16 protein-coding genes are annotated in these 18210 nt (G+C 68.8%); 1 reads left to right on the top strand and 15 read right to left on the bottom strand.

The features are described from left to right. Positions 1–104: 104 nt before the first annotated feature. The 5 genes from ASD66_RS11280 to ASD66_RS11260 form a co-directional block, all read right to left on the bottom strand. The gene (locus ASD66_RS11280) at positions 105–1889 is read right to left on the bottom strand and encodes an ABC transporter substrate-binding protein (RefSeq protein ID WP_082563548.1); all 1785 of its coding nucleotides are present in this window, start codon (positions 1887–1889) and stop codon (positions 105–107) included. 62 nt (positions 1890–1951) lie between these two features. Further along, a complete protein-coding gene (locus tag ASD66_RS11275) occupies positions 1952–2956 on the bottom strand; it encodes an ABC transporter permease (RefSeq protein ID WP_056677447.1) in 1005 nt (334 codons plus the stop codon). A gap of 176 nt (positions 2957–3132) precedes the next feature. Further along, entirely contained in the window at positions 3133–4926 is a 1794-nt protein-coding gene (gene aspS / locus ASD66_RS11270; RefSeq protein ID WP_056677445.1) for an aspartate--tRNA ligase, read from the bottom strand. Positions 4927–5018: 92 nt separating this feature from the next. After that, complete coding sequence (hisS, locus tag ASD66_RS11265; RefSeq protein WP_056677443.1) at positions 5019–6383, bottom strand: histidine--tRNA ligase; 1365 nt, start codon at positions 6381–6383, stop codon at positions 5019–5021. Beyond that, a complete protein-coding gene (locus ASD66_RS11260; RefSeq protein WP_056677440.1) occupies positions 6380–7081 on the bottom strand; it encodes an MBL fold metallo-hydrolase in 702 nt (233 codons plus the stop codon). Before ASD66_RS11260 ends, hisS begins: the two co-directional genes overlap by 4 nt. 113 nt (positions 7082–7194) lie before the next feature. Between ASD66_RS11260 and ASD66_RS11255 the strand changes: the two genes are divergently transcribed. Continuing rightward, the gene (locus ASD66_RS11255; RefSeq protein WP_056677435.1) at positions 7195–8433 is read left to right on the top strand and encodes a DUF349 domain-containing protein; all 1239 of its coding nucleotides are present in this window, start codon (positions 7195–7197) and stop codon (positions 8431–8433) included. A 58-nt stretch (positions 8434–8491) separates the two neighbouring features. Here the strand turns inward: ASD66_RS11255 and ASD66_RS11250 are convergent, their stop codons facing one another. The 10 genes from ASD66_RS11250 to ASD66_RS11205 all read right to left on the bottom strand — a co-directional run bounded on the left by ASD66_RS11250 (position 8492) and on the right by ASD66_RS11205 (position 18194). Continuing rightward, positions 8492–9160: a DUF998 domain-containing protein gene (locus tag ASD66_RS11250; RefSeq protein WP_056677432.1), complete on the bottom strand. Its 669-nt coding sequence runs from the start codon at positions 9158–9160 to the stop codon at positions 8492–8494. Then, positions 9157–11388, bottom strand: a complete 2232-nt coding sequence (locus ASD66_RS11245; protein ID WP_056679283.1) for a RelA/SpoT family protein — start codon at positions 11386–11388, stop codon at positions 9157–9159. The genes ASD66_RS11250 and ASD66_RS11245 overlap by 4 nt, the downstream gene beginning before the upstream one ends. 113 nt (positions 11389–11501) lie before the next feature. Further along, the gene (locus ASD66_RS11240; protein WP_082563546.1) at positions 11502–12935 is read right to left on the bottom strand and encodes a glyceraldehyde-3-phosphate dehydrogenase; all 1434 of its coding nucleotides are present in this window, start codon (positions 12933–12935) and stop codon (positions 11502–11504) included. Positions 12936–12969: 34 nt separating this feature from the next. Further along, positions 12970–13521, bottom strand: a complete 552-nt coding sequence (locus ASD66_RS11235; protein WP_056677429.1) for an adenine phosphoribosyltransferase — start codon at positions 13519–13521, stop codon at positions 12970–12972. Between the two features lie 3 nt (positions 13522–13524). Beyond that, entirely contained in the window at positions 13525–13923 is a 399-nt protein-coding gene (gene yajC / locus ASD66_RS11230; protein WP_056677427.1) for a preprotein translocase subunit YajC, read from the bottom strand. Positions 13924–13985: 62 nt separating this feature from the next. Continuing rightward, the gene (gene ruvB, locus ASD66_RS11225) at positions 13986–15047 is read right to left on the bottom strand and encodes a Holliday junction branch migration DNA helicase RuvB (protein ID WP_056677424.1); all 1062 of its coding nucleotides are present in this window, start codon (positions 15045–15047) and stop codon (positions 13986–13988) included. 2 nt (positions 15048–15049) lie between these two features. Further along, entirely contained in the window at positions 15050–15655 is a 606-nt protein-coding gene (gene ruvA / locus ASD66_RS11220; protein WP_056677421.1) for a Holliday junction branch migration protein RuvA, read from the bottom strand. 13 nt (positions 15656–15668) lie between these two features. Next, a complete protein-coding gene (ruvC, locus tag ASD66_RS11215; RefSeq protein ID WP_056677418.1) occupies positions 15669–16190 on the bottom strand; it encodes a crossover junction endodeoxyribonuclease RuvC in 522 nt (173 codons plus the stop codon). 92 nt (positions 16191–16282) lie between these two features. Further along, on the bottom strand, positions 16283–17416 hold the full coding sequence (locus tag ASD66_RS11210; protein WP_156388642.1) for a hypothetical protein: 1134 nt from the start codon (positions 17414–17416) through the stop codon (positions 16283–16285). Positions 17417–17420: 4 nt separating this feature from the next. Beyond that, a complete protein-coding gene (locus ASD66_RS11205; RefSeq protein WP_056890980.1) occupies positions 17421–18194 on the bottom strand; it encodes a YebC/PmpR family DNA-binding transcriptional regulator in 774 nt (257 codons plus the stop codon). Positions 18195–18210 lie beyond the last annotated feature (16 nt).

Genomic DNA, 18210 nt, shown 5'->3' with positions numbered 1-18210 from the left:
GCCTCTCAGGAAGTGATCGCGGCCTCCGGGCCGGACGAGGCGTGCCTCGCCCGGCCCGGAGGGTTGTGCGTTTTCAGTGCACGATCAGATCAGTGCGAATGCACTCACTTGATGGACATCGTGCGGTAGTCCGGCGCTCCACCGACGGAGATGTCGTTGTTGAAGCCAGCAACGCTGCTTCCGACGCCGTAGATGGTGTTGTAGAAGCCGGTGTTGATCACGGGCTGGTACTCGTTCATGACCTTCTGCTCGAGCTCACCCCATGCCGCTGCCTGCTCGTCCTGGGGCATCGCGCTGATGGCGTCCATCTGGTCGTCGATCGCCTTCTCCGAGAACGCGCCCGTGTTGTAGGCGGCACCCGTCTTGACGATCGGCGGGAGGAACGTCGCCGACGACGGCCAGTCCTGGCACCAGGCCGTACCGAGCAGGTTGATCTTCTTGTACAGCTTGCTGTCCGGGTTGGTCCAGACGTCGTAGAGGCTGCCGGCGGTGTAGGGGTACATCTTCACCTTGAAGCCGGACTCCTCGTAGCCGTTCTTGCGCTGCTCGGCGGCGGCCTCACCCTGCGGGGTGGTGGCGTCGTAGACGAAGGAGACTTCGTACTGGCCGGGCTCGTAGCCGGCTTCCTTGAGGAGCTTCTTCGACTCGGCCGGGTCGAACGTGATGGCCGGCTGGCCCTCGGGGCCGTTCCAGACCTTGCGACCGACCATGCCGGGGGGCAGCAGGTTGAAGCCGAGGTCGGGGTTGCTGACACCGTTGGCGCGGGTGACACCCGGGATCTCGCCACCGGCGGCCCAGACGTTCTCGTAGTCGTAGGCGTAGGCGAGGGCCTGACGGACCTCGAGCTCCTTGACCTTCGTGTAGTTCGGCATCACGAAGCTGGTGCAGGGCTGCGGACCGATCGGGGTCTGCGCTTCCTTGCCGTCCTTGCGTGCCTGGCTGTACGTCGGCGACTCGAGTGCGGTCACGACGGTGTTCTTGCCGGAGTCGCTGAGCACCGTCTTGCCGGCGACCGTCGGGTCGACACCGAACTTGAAGGTGTACTTGTCGAGCAGCTGGCGACGGGCCGGGTCAGTCTTGGCGTCCCAGTTCTCGTTCTTGACCAGGACGAGCTCCTGGTTGGGGGTGTACTTCTCGATCTTGTACGGGCCGGTGGACAGCGGCTTGAGGCCGTAGTCGGCGGCCGGCGCGTCGAGCGGGACGGGACCGATGGCCGGGAAGATGGAGTAGAAGTCCATCTCGGGGAACGGCTTGGCCATGTGCAGGACGATCTTGTTGCCGTCGACCTCGACGCCCGGGAAGTCAGCCGGGGCACCCTTGGCGTAGGGGCCGTTGTAGTCCTCGCCACCCTCGAAGAAGGGCTTGGAGTAGGACGTGCCGGGGCCGGTGGCGAAGGTGTCGCCGTCGAAGGAGCGCTTGATGCCGAAGGCGACCTCCTCAGCGGTGACGGGCTTGCCGTTCTCCCACTTGATGCCGTCCTTGAGCGTGAACGTCCAGGTCTTGAAGTCCTCGCTGGGCGTGCCCAGGTCGGTGGCGAGGTCGGGAACGAGCTCGTAGCCGCCCTTGCCGTTCTGGCGGAACGTGGTCAACGACCGGAACAGGAGGTCCTGGGCGATGCCGTTGTCGGTCACCGACCACAGGCCTGCAGGGTCAAGGCTGGTGGGGCCGTCGTCCGGGTCCGGAGCGAGGACGGTCATCTCGCCACCGGGCTTGGCGCCCTCGAGAGCAGGAGCGGGGCCGACTGCCGAGGCGTTCTTGCCACCGGCCGCCGTACCTCCCTCGTTGAAGGAATCGTTGCCTCCTTCATCGTCACTGCCGCCACAGGCGGCAAGCCCGAGCACGAGGGTCATCGCGCTCACGCCGGCGAACAACGCCTTATTGCGCTTCATCTGTCCAGCCTCTCTCTGTTTGTTTCGTTGGCACGCTTGGGCGTGGCCGACGTCTTCACGACTCAGCGTCGTGTCTTCGGGTCGAACGCGTCACGGATCGCGTCACCGAGGAGGTTGAGGGCAACCACCAGGACGGCGATCCCGATCACGGGTTCGAGCAGGAACAGGGGGTATTCCTCCCAGTACTTCGTGGCTGCCGCGATCGAGCGGCCCCACGACTCGCGCCCGAAGACGCCGATACCGAGGAACGACAGCCCGGCTTCGGCGGAGACGTACGCCGGCAGTCCGAGGGAGAACGAGACCACGATCGGGGCGATCAGGTTCGGCAGCATCTCGCGGATGAGGATGCGGTGCGTGGGCACACCGATCACGCGCGCCGCCTTGACGAACTCGCGTTCGCGCAGGGAGAGCACCTCGCCGCGCACGAGTCGGGCCACGCCCATCCAGCCGAAGAACACCAGGATCGCCACCAGCGCGTAGAAGCTGACGAACTTGAGCTTCGCCGTGTCGGTGGCGAAGCGCTCGTTGATGATCGGTGCGACCGCGAGGGCGGCCAGGAGGAAGGGGAAGCAGAGGAACAGGTCGGTCATGAACGAGATGACCGTGTCGAAGATGCCGCCGAGGAATCCGGCCAGCAGGCCCAGGGTCACGCCGATGATCGTGGAGAGGATCGCCGAGACGGACGCGAGGTACATCGACGTGCGGCAACCCTCGATCCAGACGGCGAGGTTGTCGGTGCCCGAACCGGGAGCGACGCCGAAGGGGTGCTCCGGGTCGAAGCCGTGGTTGGGCGGGCCCTTCAACGGCATCAGCGTGACGAGGTCGATGCGGGTGCTGGCCCGCACGGTCTCGGTCGAGACACCGAGCAGGTCGCAGATCGTGCCGGCGAAGACCGCGATGATCACGAACAGCAGGACGAACGCGAAGCAGACGACGGCGATCGGGTCCTTGCGCAGTCGATCGATCGCAATGCGTGTGGGGGAACGTCCGGCGATCTTCTTGCGTTCACCTTCGCCCACCGGGCCAATCGGGTTCTCCGTGGAGAGTTCCGCCACCGGCAGAGTCATACCGTTCCCTTCACACCGAAACCGCCTGTCACCCAGTCGGGATCTGCGGCGCCGGGTGGCACCGCGTCCGCAACTTTAAGGGACTCAGGGGGTGACGGTGGTCACTGAGCGGTAACGATCTGGTCTCGAGAACCACTGCTGCCGTCCGGCCCGTGGGCCGGACGGCTTCACGCCGATCAGGCGTCGGCCGGGACATCCTTCACGGGCTTGGCGTCCACGCCGGCTTCCTTGCGCTGCTCCGCGGTGATGGGTGCCGGGGCCTCGGTGAGCGGGTCGAAACCGCCGCCGGACTTCGGGAACGCGATGACGTCGCGGATCGAGTCGGTGCCCGCGAGGAGCGCCACGATGCGGTCCATGCCGACAGCGATTCCGCCGTGCGGCGGTGCGCCGTACTTGAACGCGTCGAGCAGGAAGCCGAACTTCTCCTGGGCCTCGTCCTCGTCGATGCCCATCACCTTGAAGACGCGCTTCTGGATGTCACCACGGTGGATTCGGATCGAGCCGCCACCGAGCTCGTTGCCGTTGCACACGATGTCGTAGGCGTAGGCCAGGGCCGGGCCGGGGTCGGTGTCGAAGGTGTCGAGGAACTCGTCCTTGGGGCTGGTGAACGCGTGGTGCACGGCCGTCCAGGCGCCGGCCCCCACCGCGACGTCACCACTGGCGACGGCGTCGGAGCTCGGCTCGAACAGCGGGGCGTCGATCACCCAGGTGAACGCGAAGGCGTCCTCGTCGATCAGGTCGCACCGGCGGCCGATCTCGAGACGCGCCGCGCCGAGCAGTGCCCGGCTCGGCTTGGCCGCCCCGGCGGCGAAGAAGACGCAGTCCCCCGGACTGGCGCCCACGTGGGCGGCGATGCCCTCGCGCTCGGCGTCGGAGATGTTCTTGGCCACCGGGCCGGTGATCTCGCCGTCCTCCTTGATCAGGAGGTAGGCAAGGCCCTTGGCGCCGCGCTGCTTGGCCCACTCCTGCCAGGCGTCGAGCTGCTTGCGGGGCTGGCTCGCGCCGCCGGGCATGACCACCGCGCCGACGTAGTCGGCCTGGAACACCCGGAACGGGGTGTCCTTGAAGTAGTCGGTGCACTCCACCAGCTCGTTGCCCATGCGCAGGTCGGGCTTGTCGGAGCCGTACTTCGCCATCGCCTCGGCGTAGGTCATGCGCGGGATGGGTCGCGGGATCTCCTGGCCGATGAGTCCCCACATCGCGGCGAGGATGTCTTCCATCAGGGCGATCACGTCGTCCTGGTCGACGAAGCTCATCTCGATGTCGAGCTGGGTGAACTCGGGCTGGCGGTCGGCGCGGAAGTCCTCGTCGCGGTAGCAGCGGGCGATCTGGTAGTAGCGCTCCATGCCGGCCACCATCAGCAGCTGCTTGAACAGCTGCGGGCTCTGCGGCAGGGCGTACCAGCTGCCCGGACGGAGGCGGGCCGGCACCAGGAAGTCGCGGGCGCCCTCGGGCGTCGACCGGGTCAGCGTGGGGGTCTCGATCTCGACGAACTCGTGGTTGTCGAGGACGTCGCGGGCAGCCTTGTTCACCTTGCTGCGCAGGCGAAGCGCGGCCGCCGGGCCGCTGCGGCGCAGGTCGAGGTAGCGGTGCTTGAGGCGCGCCTCCTCCCCCACGTCGCCGCCCTTGCTGGAGCCGGCGTCGTCGATCGGGAACGGCAGGGGTGCGGCGGCGCTGAGCACCTCGAGGTCACTCACCACGACCTCGATCTCGCCGGTGGCGAGGTTGGGGTTCTGGTTGCCCTCCTTGCGGGCCACCACCTCACCGGTCACCTTGAGGCAGAACTCGCTGCGCAGGCTGTGCGCCACCTCTTCGTCGCGGATCACCACCTGGACGACGCCGCTGGCCTCACGCAGGTCGATGAAGGCCACGCCCCCGTGATCGCGTCGCCGGGCCACCCAACCAGCGAGGGTGACGGTCTGGCCGACGTGCTCGGCGCGCAGTGCGCCGGCGTCATGGGTGCGGATCACGGGTGATGCTCCTCGGGTTGTCTGAAAATTGGCCGGTGGTCGAGGAGGTCGTTCTGCGACCGTCGAACCACGCGTGGTTGATGGGTGTTGCTCTACTGATTGTCGGTGTGGACGATCGTCGGCTTCAAATCGTTTGTCGGCGGGACCCAGGTCGACGGGTCCGCCGGCACCTGGTCGCCGGACCGGATGTCCTTGACCTGGTGGCCGCCCTCGCGGTCGGTGAACCAGACGTAGGGGATGCCACGGCGCTCGGCGTACCTGATCTGCTTGCCGAACTTCTGCGGACTGGCCGCGACCTCGCAGGGGACGTCGTTGGCGCGCAGCTGGTCGGCGATCGCGTCGCTCGCCGCGCGCGACTCTTCGTCGGGCAGTGCGACCAGGACGACGCTGGGCACCGAGCGGTCGGCGACCACGAGGCCCTTGTTGACCAGGGGCACCAGCACCCGGCTCACGCCGAGGGAGATGCCGACGCCCGGGTACGTCGTACGCCCGTCACTGGCCAGCGAGTCGTAGCGCCCGCCGGAGCAGATCGAGCCGAGGTTCTCGTAGCCGTCGAGACGGGTCTCGAAGACGGTGCCGGTGTAGTAGTCGAGACCGCGGGCGATCTTGAGCTCGGCCCGGATGCGCACGCGGTCGGTGGCCACCCCGGCGCAGGCCCGGACCAGCTCGGCCAGCTCGGCCAGCCCCTCGTCGAGCAGGTCGTTGCTGACGCCGAGAGCACGCACCTGCCCGACGAACGAGTCGTCGTCAGAGCTGATCGCGGCCAGGGCCAGGCACTGGTCGGCCTGTTCGTCGGTCAGGCCGGCCTCGTCACGCAGGAGCTTGCCGATCACGTCGGCCGGCATCTTGTCGAGCTTGTCGATGAGGCGCATGGCCTCGTCGACGTCGGTGATGCCGAGCCCCTGGTAGAAACCCTGGATCAGCTTGCGGTTGTTGACCTGCAGCGTGAACCCGGGCAGGCCGATGGAGCCCGGGTCGGCGAGCCGCCCGAGGGCCTGCAGCATCACCCGGGTCACCTCGACGTCGTGGTGGAACGGCAGCTCGCCCTGTCCGACGACGTCGATGTCGGCCTGGACGAACTCGCGGAAGCGGCCGTCCTGGGGACGCTCCCCGCGCCAGACCTTCTGGATCTGGTAGCGACGGAAGGGGAACTCGAGCTTGCCGGCGTTCTCGAGCACGTAGCGCGCGAACGGCACGGTCAGGTCGAAGTGCAGGCCGATGCCGGCATGTCCCTCGTCGGACTCCTCGTTGAGCCGACGCAGGACGTAGACCTCCTTGGAGGTGTCGCCCTTGCGGAGCAGCTGGTCCATCGGCTCGACGGCCCGCGTCTCGACGTTGGCGAACCCGTGCAGCTCGAAGGTGCGCGACAGGGTGTCGATGACCTGGCGCTCGACCTCGCGCTGCGCCGGGAGGAACTCGGGGAAGCCGCTCATCGGCTTGGGAGTGGTGCGGCTCATGCGTCGTCCTGCAGCTCGAGGAGGAAGGGGTTGGTGGCGCGCTCGCGACCGATGGAGGTCTGCTCGCCGTGGCCCGGCAGCACCACGATGTTGTCCGCGAGCGGCAACACCTTGCTGCGCAGGCTCTCGAGCATCTCGGAGTGGTCGCCGCCCACGAGGTCGGTGCGTCCGATCGACCCTTGGAAGAGGAAGTCGCCCGAGAACATCACCTGGGAGATGTCCTCGGGACCGGCGTACTCCATGCGGTAGAGCACGGTGCCCGGGGTGTGGCCGGGAGCGTGGTCGACCACGACGGTGAGTCCCTCGATCTCGATGACCGACCCCTCGACCGCCTCGTGGACCTTGCCCGGCTCGCGGAAGTCGGGCAGGTCGTTCATGCCGAACTGGGCACGCAGCATCGCCGCGGACTGGCCCGAGATGGCCGCCATCGGGTCCTTGAGCAGGTGGCGGTCCGCGGCGCCGATCCACAGCGGGGCGTCGTACTTGTCGGCCACGACCTGCGCCTGCCACATGTGGTCGAAGTGACCGTGGGTGACCAGGACAGCGGCGGGCTTGAGGGAGTGCTCCTCGACGAGTCGGTCGACGCCCTCGGCGGAGTCCTGGCCCGGGTCGATGATCACGCACTCGCCGCCGGCCTCGGCACCGACGAAGTAGCAGTTCGCAGCCAGCTGGCCAGCGGGGAAGCCGGCAATGAACACGTCAGGATTCCTTCGTTGCTGGGGATGAGGAGCCGTCCGGGAGTCACGATCCGGTGGCAATGTGGGTGTCAGCCTACCGATGCCCCCCGGAGCTTTGACTACGATGGGCGACCATGAGCGCGCAGCAGGAGTCACCATGGGGTCGGGTAGCCGACGACGGCACCGTATTCGTCCGTACGTCCGAGGGTGAAAGGTCCGTCGGGCAGTACCCGGAGGGCACACCGGAGGAGGCCCTGAAGTTCTTCACCGACCGGTTCGACGCACTGGCCTTCGAGGTCGAACTCCTCGAGAAGCGGGTGCGCGGGGGTGCGATGTCGCCCGACGAGGCCGCGGGCTCGGTGAAGACGGTGCGAGCCCAGGTGGCCGACGCCCATGCGGTCGGTGACCTCGACTCCCTCGCCGCCCGGCTCGACAGCCTGGGCCCGGTGATCGCCTCCCAGCGCGAGGCCCGCAAGGCCGAGCGTGCGGCCAAGGTGGCCGAGTCGAAGGAACGCAAGGACGCCATCGTCGCCGAGGCTGAGAAGCTCGCCGAGTCCAACGACTGGCGCAACGGCGCCAACCGGCTCCGCGACCTCCTGGAGGAGTGGAAGGCACTCCCCCGCCTCGACCGCTCCACCGACGACAGCCTCTGGCGCCGTTTCTCGTCCGCGCGTACGGCGTACACCCGTCGCCGCAAGTCCCACTTCGCCGAGCAGCACGAGAAGCGTGACGCCGCCCGTGGGGTCAAGGAGAAGCTCGCCACCGAGGCCGAGTCCTTGGCCGACTCCACCGAGTGGGGCCCGACCGCCGGCAGGTTCCGCGACCTGATGCGTGACTGGAAGGCCGCCGGCCCGGCGCCCCGCGACGTCGACGAGGCGCTCTGGAAGCGCTTCCGCGGCGCCCAGGACGCCTTCTTCGGTGCCCGCGACGCCGCCAACGCCGAGCTCGACATGGAGTTCGCCGCCAACGCCGAGGTCAAGGAGGCCCTGCTCGTCGAGGCCGAGGCCCTGCTGCCGGTCACCGACGTCGAGGCCGCCAAGCGCGCCTTCCGCGACATCGCCGACAAGTGGGACGCCGCGGGCAAGGTGCCCCGCGACAAGATCAAGCCGCTCGAGGCCCGTATCCGCAAGGTCGAGACGGCGATCCGCGGCGTCGAGGACGAGCAGTGGAAGAAGTCCGACCCCGAGAAGTCGGCGCGCGCCGACGACATGATCGGCAAGCTCGAGTCCGCGATCGACGAGATCTCCGCCGACCTCGACAAGGCACGCTCCGACGGGAACGACAAGCTGGTCAAGGACCTCGAGGAGAACCTCGCCTCACGGCGGGCGTTCCTCGACATGGCCCGCAAGGCCGCCCAGGACTTCTCCGGCTGACTGGCCTCTCGCGCGACGTCCTGCGTCGAGGTCGCTCCGGCGGCCGGGCCGCAGGACGTCAGGCGGGGGCGTGGGCGTCTGTACGACGGCGTGCCAGCACCACGACGGCGATGACCACGAACCAGGCCGCGTGCGAGCCGAGCCAGACCCGCTCCCACAGGCCGTCGGAGTGCCCGCCCTGCGCGAGCCAGCGGCTGGCGGCGTACGTCGAGAGCAGCCAGGTGGGGATCGCCAGCAGGGCGGTGAGCCGATGCACGCCGTGCTCCCAGATGGCCGAGACCGAGGCGACCAGCAGGCCGATCAGCATGGTCCAGAGGTAGAGGTTGCCGAAGACCGAGTGCAAGGTGGTGCCGAGGTCGACCACGTGGTTCGCGCCGCGACCGCACCCGGCCTCGCCCTGCGGGCAGTTGCCGCGGAAGAGCAGGATGCCGGCCATCAGGAAGGCGCCCTGCCCGACGAACGCACCGGCCACCTTGGTGCGCCACGCGCGCAGCATCAGCACGCACGCCGAGGTGTGCCCCACGACGTACGCCGCGATCGCCAGCTCGCCGAGCCAGCCGACGGACGAGCCCCGGCCGGCCAGGGACGAGACCAGGTCACGCCGGGCGGAGTAGTCGTCGGCGGACAGGAGCACCGCCAGGGCGTCGAACGCCCAGAAGGCGAGGCAGCCGACGAGGCAGGCGAGCGCCCAGGGCCGGTTCGGCGCGCCCGAGTGCGCCCGGCTCACTGGGTGATGCGATAGGCGTCGAAGACTCCCGGCACCGAGCGGACGGCGCGCAGCACCGAGTCGAGGTGCATGGCATCGGCCATCTCGAAGGAGAACTTGCTCTTCGCGACGCGGTCGCGGGTGGTGGTCAGCGAGGCGCTGAGGATGTTCACGTGCACGTCGGACAGCGCCATCGTGATGTCGGAGAGCAGGCGGGCCCGGTCGAGCGCCTCGACCTGGATGTTGACCAGGTACGTAGACTTCGTGGTCGGCTCCCAGATGACCTCGACCAGCCGCTCGGGCTGGGCCTTGAGGCTGGCGGCGTTCGTGCAGTCGGAGCGGTGCACCGAGACTCCCCCGCCCTTGGTCACGAAGCCGAGGATGTCGTCGGGTGGCACCGGCGTGCAGCACTTGGCCAGCTTCACCCAGAGGCCGTCGGCGCCCTTGACCACGACGCCCGCGTCGGTCCCGTGGGTGAGCCGGCTGCGACCGCGGCGGCCCGTGATCGTGACGCCCTCGGCGAGGTCCTCTGCAGCGCCCTGGTCGCCGCCGTGCAGGTCGATGACCCGGCGTACGACGGTCTGCGCACCGAGATTGCCCTCGCCCACGGCAGCGTAGAGCGCAGTCACGTCGGGGAGCTTCAGCTGGCCCGCGACCAGCATGAGCGACTCGTGGGAGAGCAGCCTCTTGAGCGGCAGCCCCTCCTTGCGCATCAGCTTGGCGATCTGCTCCTTGCCGTGCTCGATCGCCTCCTCGCGCCGCTCCTTGGTGAACCAGTGGCGGATCTTGGAACGCGCCCGGGGCGAGCGCACGAAGTTCAGCCAGTCGCGCGACGGACCCGCGTTGGGCGCCTTGGAGGTGAAGACCTCGATCACGTCGCCGTTGTCGAGCGTCGACTCCAGAGGCACCAGCCGGCCGTTGACCCGGGCCCCGATGGTGTGGTGCCCGACCTCGGTGTGCACGGCGTACGCGAAGTCAACCGGTGTGGCCCCTGCGGGAAGGGCGATCACGTCGCCACGCGGGGTGAAGACGTAGACCTCGGTGCGGTTGATCTCGAAGCGCAGGGACTCCAGGAACTCCCCCGGGTCTTCCACGTCGTGCTGCCAGTCGAGCAGCTGGCGCACCCAGGTCATGTCGTCGACCTCGGCACGACGATCGGTGTCGACGCCGTTGCGGCCGTCTTCCTTGTACTTCCAGTGCGCCGCGACGCCGTACTCGGCGCGACGGTGCATCGCGAACGTGCGGATCTGGATCTCGACCGGCTTGCCCTGCGGACCGATCACCGTGGTGTGCAGTGACTGGTACATGTTGAACTTCGGCATCGCGATGTAGTCCTTGAACCGCCCCAGCACAGGGTTCCATCGCGAGTGGATCGCGCCGAGCGCCGTGTAGCAGTCGCGGTCGTCGTCGACCAGGACCCGGATGCCCACCAGGTCGTAGATGTCGGAGAAGTCACGACCACCCACGATCATCTTCTGGTAGATCGAGTAGTAATGCTTCGGGCGTCCGGAGACCCGCGCGCTGAGCTTGGACTCCTTCAGGTCCTCCTCGACGCCGGCGATCACCTCGGCGAGGAACTGGTCGCGTGAGGGCGCCCGCTCGGCCACCATGCGCACGATCTCGTCGTAGATCTTGGGGTGCAGGGTGGCGAACGCGAGGTCCTCGAGCTCCCACTTGATGGTGTTCATGCCCAGGCGGTGGGCCAGGGGCGCGTAGATGTCGAGCGTCTCGCGGGCCTTGCGCTCCTGGGTCTCCTGCTTGACGTAGCGCAGGGTCCGCATGTTGTGCAGCCGGTCGGCCAGCTTGATCACGAGCACCCGGATGTCGCGCGACATCGCCACGATCATCTTGCGGATCGTCTCGGCCTGCGCGGAGTCGCCGTACTGCACCTTGTCGAGCTTGGTGACGCCGTCGACCAGCTGGGCGACCTCGTCGCCGAAGTCGGAGCGCAGCTCGTCGAGGCTGTACGGCGTGTCCTCGACGGTGTCGTGCAGGAGCGCAGCGACCAGGGTCGGCTCGGTCATGCCGATGTCGGCCAGGATCGTGGTGACCGCGAGCGGGTGGGTGATGTAGGGGTCACCGCTCTTGCGCATCTGGGTGCCGTGCTGCTTCTCGGCGATCAGGTAGGCGCGCTCGAGGAGGGCCAGGTCGGCCTTCGGGTGGTTGGCCTTGACCGAGCGGAACAGGGGCTCGAGGACGGGGTTCCCGACCGGCGGGCGGGACCCGATCCGGGCCAGCCGGGCGCGCATGCGGCGCCCGGTCTGGGACCCGATCGGCTCGGAGGCGCGCGTCGGCACGGCAGGCTCGACGGGCGTCTCCTCAGTCATTCGACCAGTCTAGAGGCCGATGGTCGATGATCTCGTCAGTCCTGCGGGAAGAGCGGGTACTCGACGCCGGTGACGTGCTGGACGACGCGGACCACCTGGCAGCTGTAGCCGAACTCGTTGTCGTACCAGGCGTAGAGCACCACGTGCTTGCCGTTCACGATCAGCGCGTTGGCGTCGATGATGCAGGCGGCGCGCGAGCCGACGAAGTCGGTGGACACCGAGTCGGGCGAGGCGACGAAGTCGATCTGCCGCTTCATCGTGGAGTGCAGCGACGTGTGGCGGAGGTACTCGAGCATCTCCTCGCGCGTCGTCTCCTTGTCCATCGTCAGGTTGAGGATCGCCATCGACACGTCGGGGGTGGGGACGCGGATCGAGGAGCCGGAGATGTGACCGGTCAGCTCGGGCAGCGCCTTCGCCACGGCCGAGGCGGCACCGGTCTCGGTGAGCACCATGTTCAGCGGCGCGGAACGGCCGCGGCGGTTGCCCTTGTGGTAGTTGTCGAGCAGGTTCTGGTCGTTGGTGAACGAGTGCACGGTCTCGACGTGCCCGTGCACGACGCCGTACTCGTCGTTGACCGCCTTGAGCGCCGGCACGATGGCGTTGGTGGTGCAGGAGGCGCAGGACAGGATGTTGTCGTCCTCGCGCAGCGTCAGGTGGTTGACTCCGTGGACGATGTTCTTCACGTCGCCCTTGCCGGGCGCGGTGAGCACGACCTTCGAGACGCCGGGGCGCAGGTGCTTGGAGAGGCCCTCGCGGTCGCGCCACTTGCCGGTGTTGTCGATGAGGACGGCGTTGTCGATGCCGTAGTCGGTGTAGTCGATCTCCGTCGGGTCGTTGGCGTAGATCACCTTGATGGTGTTGCCGTTGGCGCAGATCGTGTTGTTGTCGGCGTCGATGTGGATCGACCCGTTGAACTGGCCGTGGATCGAGTCGCGACGCAGCAGGGAGGCGCGCTTCTTGAGGTCGTCCTCGCCGCCCTTGCGTACGACGACCGCACGCAGGCGCAGGCCGTTGCCCGAACCGGACTTCTCGACCAGCAGGCGGGCCAGCAGGCGACCGATCCGACCGAAGCCGTAGAGCACCACGTCACGCGGGCCCTCCTGGACCAGCTTGTTCTCGCCGGTGGCGCCCTCGACGGCCTTGGCGGTGAACTCCTCGACGGTGAGGCCCTGGGAGTCCTCGGCGTACGAGACGGCGAGCCGGCCGATGTCGACGCGGCAGGGACCGAGGTCGAGCGTGGTGAGCGCCTTCAGGATCGGGAAGGTGTCCTCGATCGCGAGCTCGCGGCCCTCGATCTGGCGCACGTAGCGGTGCGTCTTGAGGATGCTGATCACCGACTTGTTGACCAGTGAGCGGCTGTGCACCAGCACGGTCACGTCACGCTCGCGGTAGAGGCGCCCGATCATCGGGATCATCTCTTCGGCGAGGGCCTCACGGCTCTTCCAGGTGGCGAAGTGGTCAGACGTCACGGCTGCGTTCCTCGGTCTTTCGTGGGGGTGCGGTTCAGACCTGCCCCAGCGCGAGCAGCGGCAGGTCGCCGATGGTCTCGCGTCCGGGCAGGAAAGTCAGTTCCAGGAGTACGGCGACGGCGTGGGAGACACCGCCGCACTGGTCGATCAGCTGGCGGGTCGCGGCCACGGTGCCTCCGGTGGCCAGCACGTCGTCGACGAGCAGGACGCGTTCACCGGGGGCGACCGCGTCGGCGTGCACCTCGAGCGTCGCCTCGGCGTACTCGAGGGCGTAGGAGACGGCGTGGGTCTCACGCGGCAGCTTGCCGGCCTTGCGGACCGGGACGAAGCCGACACCGAGGGCCAGCGCGACCGGCGCGGCGAGGATGAACCCGCGCGCCTCCATGCCGACCACCTTGTCGACCACCACGTTGCCGTCGTCGTCGCGGCCGGCGTCGGCGAGGGCCTCGACCACCGCGGTGAAGGCCGCGTGGTCGGCGAGCAGCGGAGTGATGTCCTTGAACAGGACGCCGGGCTCGGGATAGTCGGGGACGTCACGGACCAGGCGGGTCAACGCCTCCGCGACGTCGACGCCGGGGTGCGACAAGGCCTACTTCTCCTGCTCGGGGGCGCGGGACTCCTCGGCCTCGCCGGTCGAGTCGACCTCGCCGGTCGAGTCGGCCTCGTCCGTCACGGCGGAGTCGTCCGTCGAGTCGTCGGCGTCCCCGACGACGGGAGCGTCGTCGTTGTCGTCGCGGGGCAGGCCGACGATGGCCGCACGCGCGACCGTCAGGACGACGCCGGTCGCGACCTCGAGCCCGATCTTGTCGTCGTCGATGGAGCGGATGGTTCCGAAGATGCCGCTGTTGGTGATCACGTCGTCACCGACCTCCAGGCTGCGCTGGACGGACTGCATCTCCTTCTGGCGACGCGACGCGGGCCGGATCACCAGCAACCAGAAGATCAGGAAGATGCCGATGATGGGCAGCAAGGACAGCAGGTCCTTCAAGTGGATCCGACCTCTCGAGGCGTTGACAGTCTGGGCTTGATCGCCCGAAGTCTAACCGGCGATCAGTCTTCGAAGAGAGTCGAGTCCACGACCCCCTGAGTGGGCGGGGTGAGTCCGAGGTGCTGCCAGGCCGCCGGGGTGGCGATTCGTCCCCGCGGAGTGCGGGCCAGCAGGCCGTTGCGCACCAGGAACGGCTCGGCCACCTCTTCGACGGTCTCGCGCTCCTCGCCCACGGCGACGGCCAGCGTCGAGAGCCCCACCGGTCCCCCGCCGAACCGCCGGCAGAGCACGTCGAGGACGCCGCGGTCGAGCCGGTCGAGCCCGGAGGCGTCGACCTCGTAGAGCTCGAGGGCCTGCTGCGCCACGTCGATCGTGACCACCCCGTCGGCGCGCACCTGGGCATAGTCGCGGACCCGTCGCAGCAGCCGGTTGGCGATGCGCGGCGTGCCCCGGGAGCGGCCGGCGATCTCGGCCGAGCCCTCCTCGGTGAGGGGTACGTCGAGCAGGCCGGCGGAACGGTGCACGATCAGGTCGAGGTCTTCGGGCTCGTAGAACTCGAGGTGGGCGGTGAAGCCGAACCGGTCGCGCAGCGGGCCGGGCAGCAGTCCGGCCCGGGTGGTGGCGCCGACCAGGGTGAACGGTGGGATCTCGAGCGGGATCGCCGTCGCGCCCGGTCCCTTGCCGATGATGACGTCGACCCGGAAATCCTCCATGGCCATGTAGAGCATCTCTTCGGCGGCGCGCGACATGCGGTGGATCTCGTCGACGAACAGCACGTCGCCCTCGTTGAGCCCCGAGATGATCGCCGCCAGGTCGCCGGCGTGGGTGATCGCCGGGCCGCTGGTCAGCCGCAACGGCACCGACATCTCGGCGGCGATGATCATCGCCAGGGTGGTCTTGCCGAGCCCGGGAGGACCGGAGAGGAGCACGTGGTCGGGGGCGCGTCCGCGCGCCTTGGCGGCGTCGAGCACGAGGCCGAGCTGCTCCCGGACCCGCTGCTGGCCGATCACCTCGTCGAGAGACTTGGGGCGCAGCGCGGCCTCGATGGCGCGCTCGTCGCCGGTGGCGTCGGCGGAGGTGAGCCGGGCGATCTCGGCTTCCTCGGCGGCACTGAACTGGTCCATGCTCAGGCCTTGCGCAGCGTCTGGAGGGCGGCCCGGAGCAGGGCGCCGACGTCAGGGGTCGGGCCGGCGTCCGGCTCGACGGAGTCGACGGCCTTGTCGGCCTCCTTGGCCGACCAGCCGAGTCCGACAAGACCTTCGCGGACCTGGTCACGCCAGGCGGCACCGCTGGCGGCGAGTCCGGTGCGGGTGGCCTGCCCCGCACCGATGGCCGGACCGAGCCGGTCACGCAGCTCGAGGATGATGCGCTGGGCGCCCTTCTGGCCGATGCCGGGCACCTTGGTCAGCGTCTTGACGTCCTCGTTCGCGACCGCCTGTCGCAGGTCGTCGGGGGTGAGCACGGCAAGCATCGCCTGGGCCAGCTTGGGCCCGACTCCGCTGGCGGTCTGGAGCAGCTCGAAGCACGACTTCTCGTCGTCGTCGAGGAAGCCGAACAAGGTCAGGGAGTCCTCCCTCACGACCATGCTGGTCGGCAGGGTCGCCTGCTCGCCCGTGCGCAGGGTGGCGAGCGTGTTGGGCGTGCACATCACCTGAAGGCCGACGCCACCCACCTCGACGACGGCCGTGTTGAGGGTGACTGCGGCGACGGTGCCACGGACGAATGCGATCACAGAGCTCTCCCGATCAACGTTGCTTGCCTGCCTTGAGCAGCGCGGCCTCGATCCGCGACTGGGCGCCACCGCGCCAGATGTGGGTGATGGCCAGCGCCAGCGCGTCAGCCGCATCGGCCGGCTTCGGCGGCGCGGCCAGCCGGAGGATGCGGGTGACCATGGCGCCGACCTGGGCCTTGTCGGCCCGACCGCTGCCGGAGACTGCTGCCTTGACCTCGCTGGGCGTGTGCAGCGCGACCGGGATGCCTCGTCGGGCCGCGCAGACCATCGCGATGCCGCTGGCCTGGGCGGTACCCATGACGGTGCTCACGTCGGAGCGGGCGAAGACCCGCTCGATGGCCACCGCGTCGGGTGCGTACTCGTCGATCCAGGCGTCGATGCCCTTCTCGATCGTGACCAGCCGGATCGGCACCGGCTCGGACGACGACGTGCGCAGCACGTTGACGTCGACCATGGTCAGCGGGCGCCCCACGTCACCGTCGACCACGCCCATGCCGCAGCGGGTCAGGCCGGGGTCAATCCCGAGCACGCGCATCGTGAGTCCTTCATGTCGTCCGAACACCTGTTCGGACACAACGTAGCAACCGGCCACCGGCCTGATCGGCGCGACACCCCGAGCCGTGCGATTCAGCCGACGCGCTTCTTGCTGATGAGGTTGTCCCAGGTCCGGCCGCCGTCGCGGGTGGCGAAGAGACCCCTCGGCCCACCCAGATAGATCGTCTGCTCGTCGATGAAGCGGCCACTCCACTCGTGGAGACCTCCCGTCGACGGCACCTTCGAGGTCGTCCCGTCCGAGATGAGCACTCCCTGACCGCCGGCGAGCACGAGGAAGTGACCCTTCGGGCCGGCCACGACGGCCTCGACGTTGCGCGGCGTGGTGTGGATCGTGCGCCAGGTCCGGCCACGGTCCTCACTCACCTCGACCTCCCCACCGGGCTCGCCCTGGTCGCTGGTCTGGCATGCGGCGGCCAGCACGTCGGGGGTCCCGTCGGCCGGCAGGCACAGCCCGCCGAACCTCCCGAGCGGAGTCCTTTCCCAGTCCGCACCGTCGCGGCTCGTGTGCACGGCTCCGGTCCCCAGGTCCTCGGCCCACAGGCCGGCGTCGCTGGCGCTGAGCTCGAAGATGCCCTCGGAACCCTCGGGTGTGACCTCGGTCCAGTCGCTCGCGTCGAGGCCGGTCCGCCACACCGTGTTCGGGCACTCGTCACTCTCACACTGGGCGAGCAAGACGAGGTAGAGGTGGTCCTCGTGGACCGCTATCTCGCCGGTGGCCCGCTCGTCGGCGTCCTGGGGCGACGGCAGGTGGCGCCAGGACCGGCCGCCGTCCTCGGTGGCGAGGATGCCGTCGGTGTCCCAGCGGAACCAGCCGTGGAGTCCGTCGGGGGCCATCACCAGCGACGTGGCGCTCACCGGAGGGAACGGGCCGTATCCGTCGTCCTGCCCGGCCTCGGCCGGCTCGGCGAAGGTGTGCACCCGCTTCCATCCACGCGTCGACCCGGGCGCGTACGACCACAGGGCGGCGCACGAGGCGCAGGTCTTCTCGGCCGTGGTCACCGCCCAGACCCGGTCGGCCGTGGGTGCCGACCAGGACAGGAGCCTGCCGAACGGCGAGTCCGGCAGGTCGCTGTCAGGTTCGGCGCGGTCGACCTGGACCTGCCCGGCCGGGTTCGCGTCCGTGTCCGACTCGTTGCCACAGGCTGCGAGCAGCCCGACCACTGATGCCAGTGCCGCCAGCCACGCCAGCGGTCTCCCCCGGTTCACGGGATCAGTCGTCGGACTCTTCGAGCTCGGCGAGCACCGAGTCGGGGACGTCGACGTTGCTGAAGACGTTCTGCACGTCGTCGAGGTCCTCCAGGGCGTCGACCAGCTTGAAGACCTTGACCGCGGCGTCCTTGTCGACCGGGATCTCGAGGCTGGCCGCGAACTCGACGTCCGCCGAGTCGTAGTCGAGGCTCGCGGTCTGGAGCGCCGTACGGACGCCGACCACGTCGCCGGCCTCGGACAGCACCTGGAAGGCTTCGCCGAGGTCGTTCACGTCGTCGGCACCGGCGTCGAGGGTGGCCTCGAGCACGTCGTCCTCGCCGACCTCACGCGCTTCCTGCACCTTGGGCACCACGACGACGCCCTTGCGGTCGAAGAGCCGCGAGACGGAGCCCGGGTCGGCCAGCGTGCCGCCGTTGCGGGTGACCGCGGTGCGGACCTCCATGGCGGCACGGTTGCGGTTGTCGGTGAGGCACTCCACCAGGATCGCGACGCCCTGGGGTCCGTAGACCTCGTACATGATGGTCTCGTAGTCGACCGCGCCACCCTCGAGCCCGCCGCCGCGCTTGACCGCGGAGTCGATGTTCTTGTTCGGCACCGACTGCTTCTTCGCCTTCTGGATGGCGTCGAAGAGGGTCGGGTTGCCGGAGGGGTCGGGGCCACCCATCTTCGCGGCGATCTCGATGTTCTTGATCAGCTTGGCGAAGAGCTTGCCGCGCTTGGCGTCGATGGCGGCCTTCTTGTGCTTCGTGGTCGCCCATTTGGAGTGGCCGGACATGCGAGATCCTCTTCCG

The sequence above is a fragment of the Nocardioides sp. Root151 genome (assembly GCF_001427925.1).
Taxonomy (GTDB): domain Bacteria; phylum Actinomycetota; class Actinomycetes; order Propionibacteriales; family Nocardioidaceae; genus Nocardioides.
Note: the sequence above shows the minus strand (reverse complement) of the source record. Positions and strands in the feature narration are given on the sequence as shown.

Excerpts from the sequence above, each read along its gene's own strand:
- ASD66_RS11280 (WP_082563548.1), bottom strand. The coding sequence starts at position 1,889 with ATGAAGCGCAATAAGGCGTTGTTCGCCGGCGTGAGCGCGATGACCCTC.
- ASD66_RS11275 (WP_056677447.1), bottom strand. The coding sequence starts at position 2,956 with ATGACTCTGCCGGTGGCGGAACTCTCCACGGAGAACCCGATTGGCCCG.
- hisS (WP_056677443.1), bottom strand. The coding sequence starts at position 6,383 with ATGAGCCGCACCACTCCCAAGCCGATGAGCGGCTTCCCCGAGTTCCTC.
- ASD66_RS11255 (WP_056677435.1), top strand. The coding sequence starts at position 7,195 with ATGAGCGCGCAGCAGGAGTCACCATGGGGTCGGGTAGCCGACGACGGC.
- ASD66_RS11245 (WP_056679283.1), bottom strand. The coding sequence starts at position 11,388 with ATGCGCGCCCGGCTGGCCCGGATCGGGTCCCGCCCGCCGGTCGGGAAC.
- ruvB (WP_056677424.1), bottom strand. The coding sequence starts at position 15,047 with ATGGACCAGTTCAGTGCCGCCGAGGAAGCCGAGATCGCCCGGCTCACC.
- ruvC (WP_056677418.1), bottom strand. The coding sequence starts at position 16,190 with ATGCGCGTGCTCGGGATTGACCCCGGCCTGACCCGCTGCGGCATGGGC.
- ASD66_RS11205 (WP_056890980.1), bottom strand. The coding sequence starts at position 18,194 with ATGTCCGGCCACTCCAAATGGGCGACCACGAAGCACAAGAAGGCCGCC.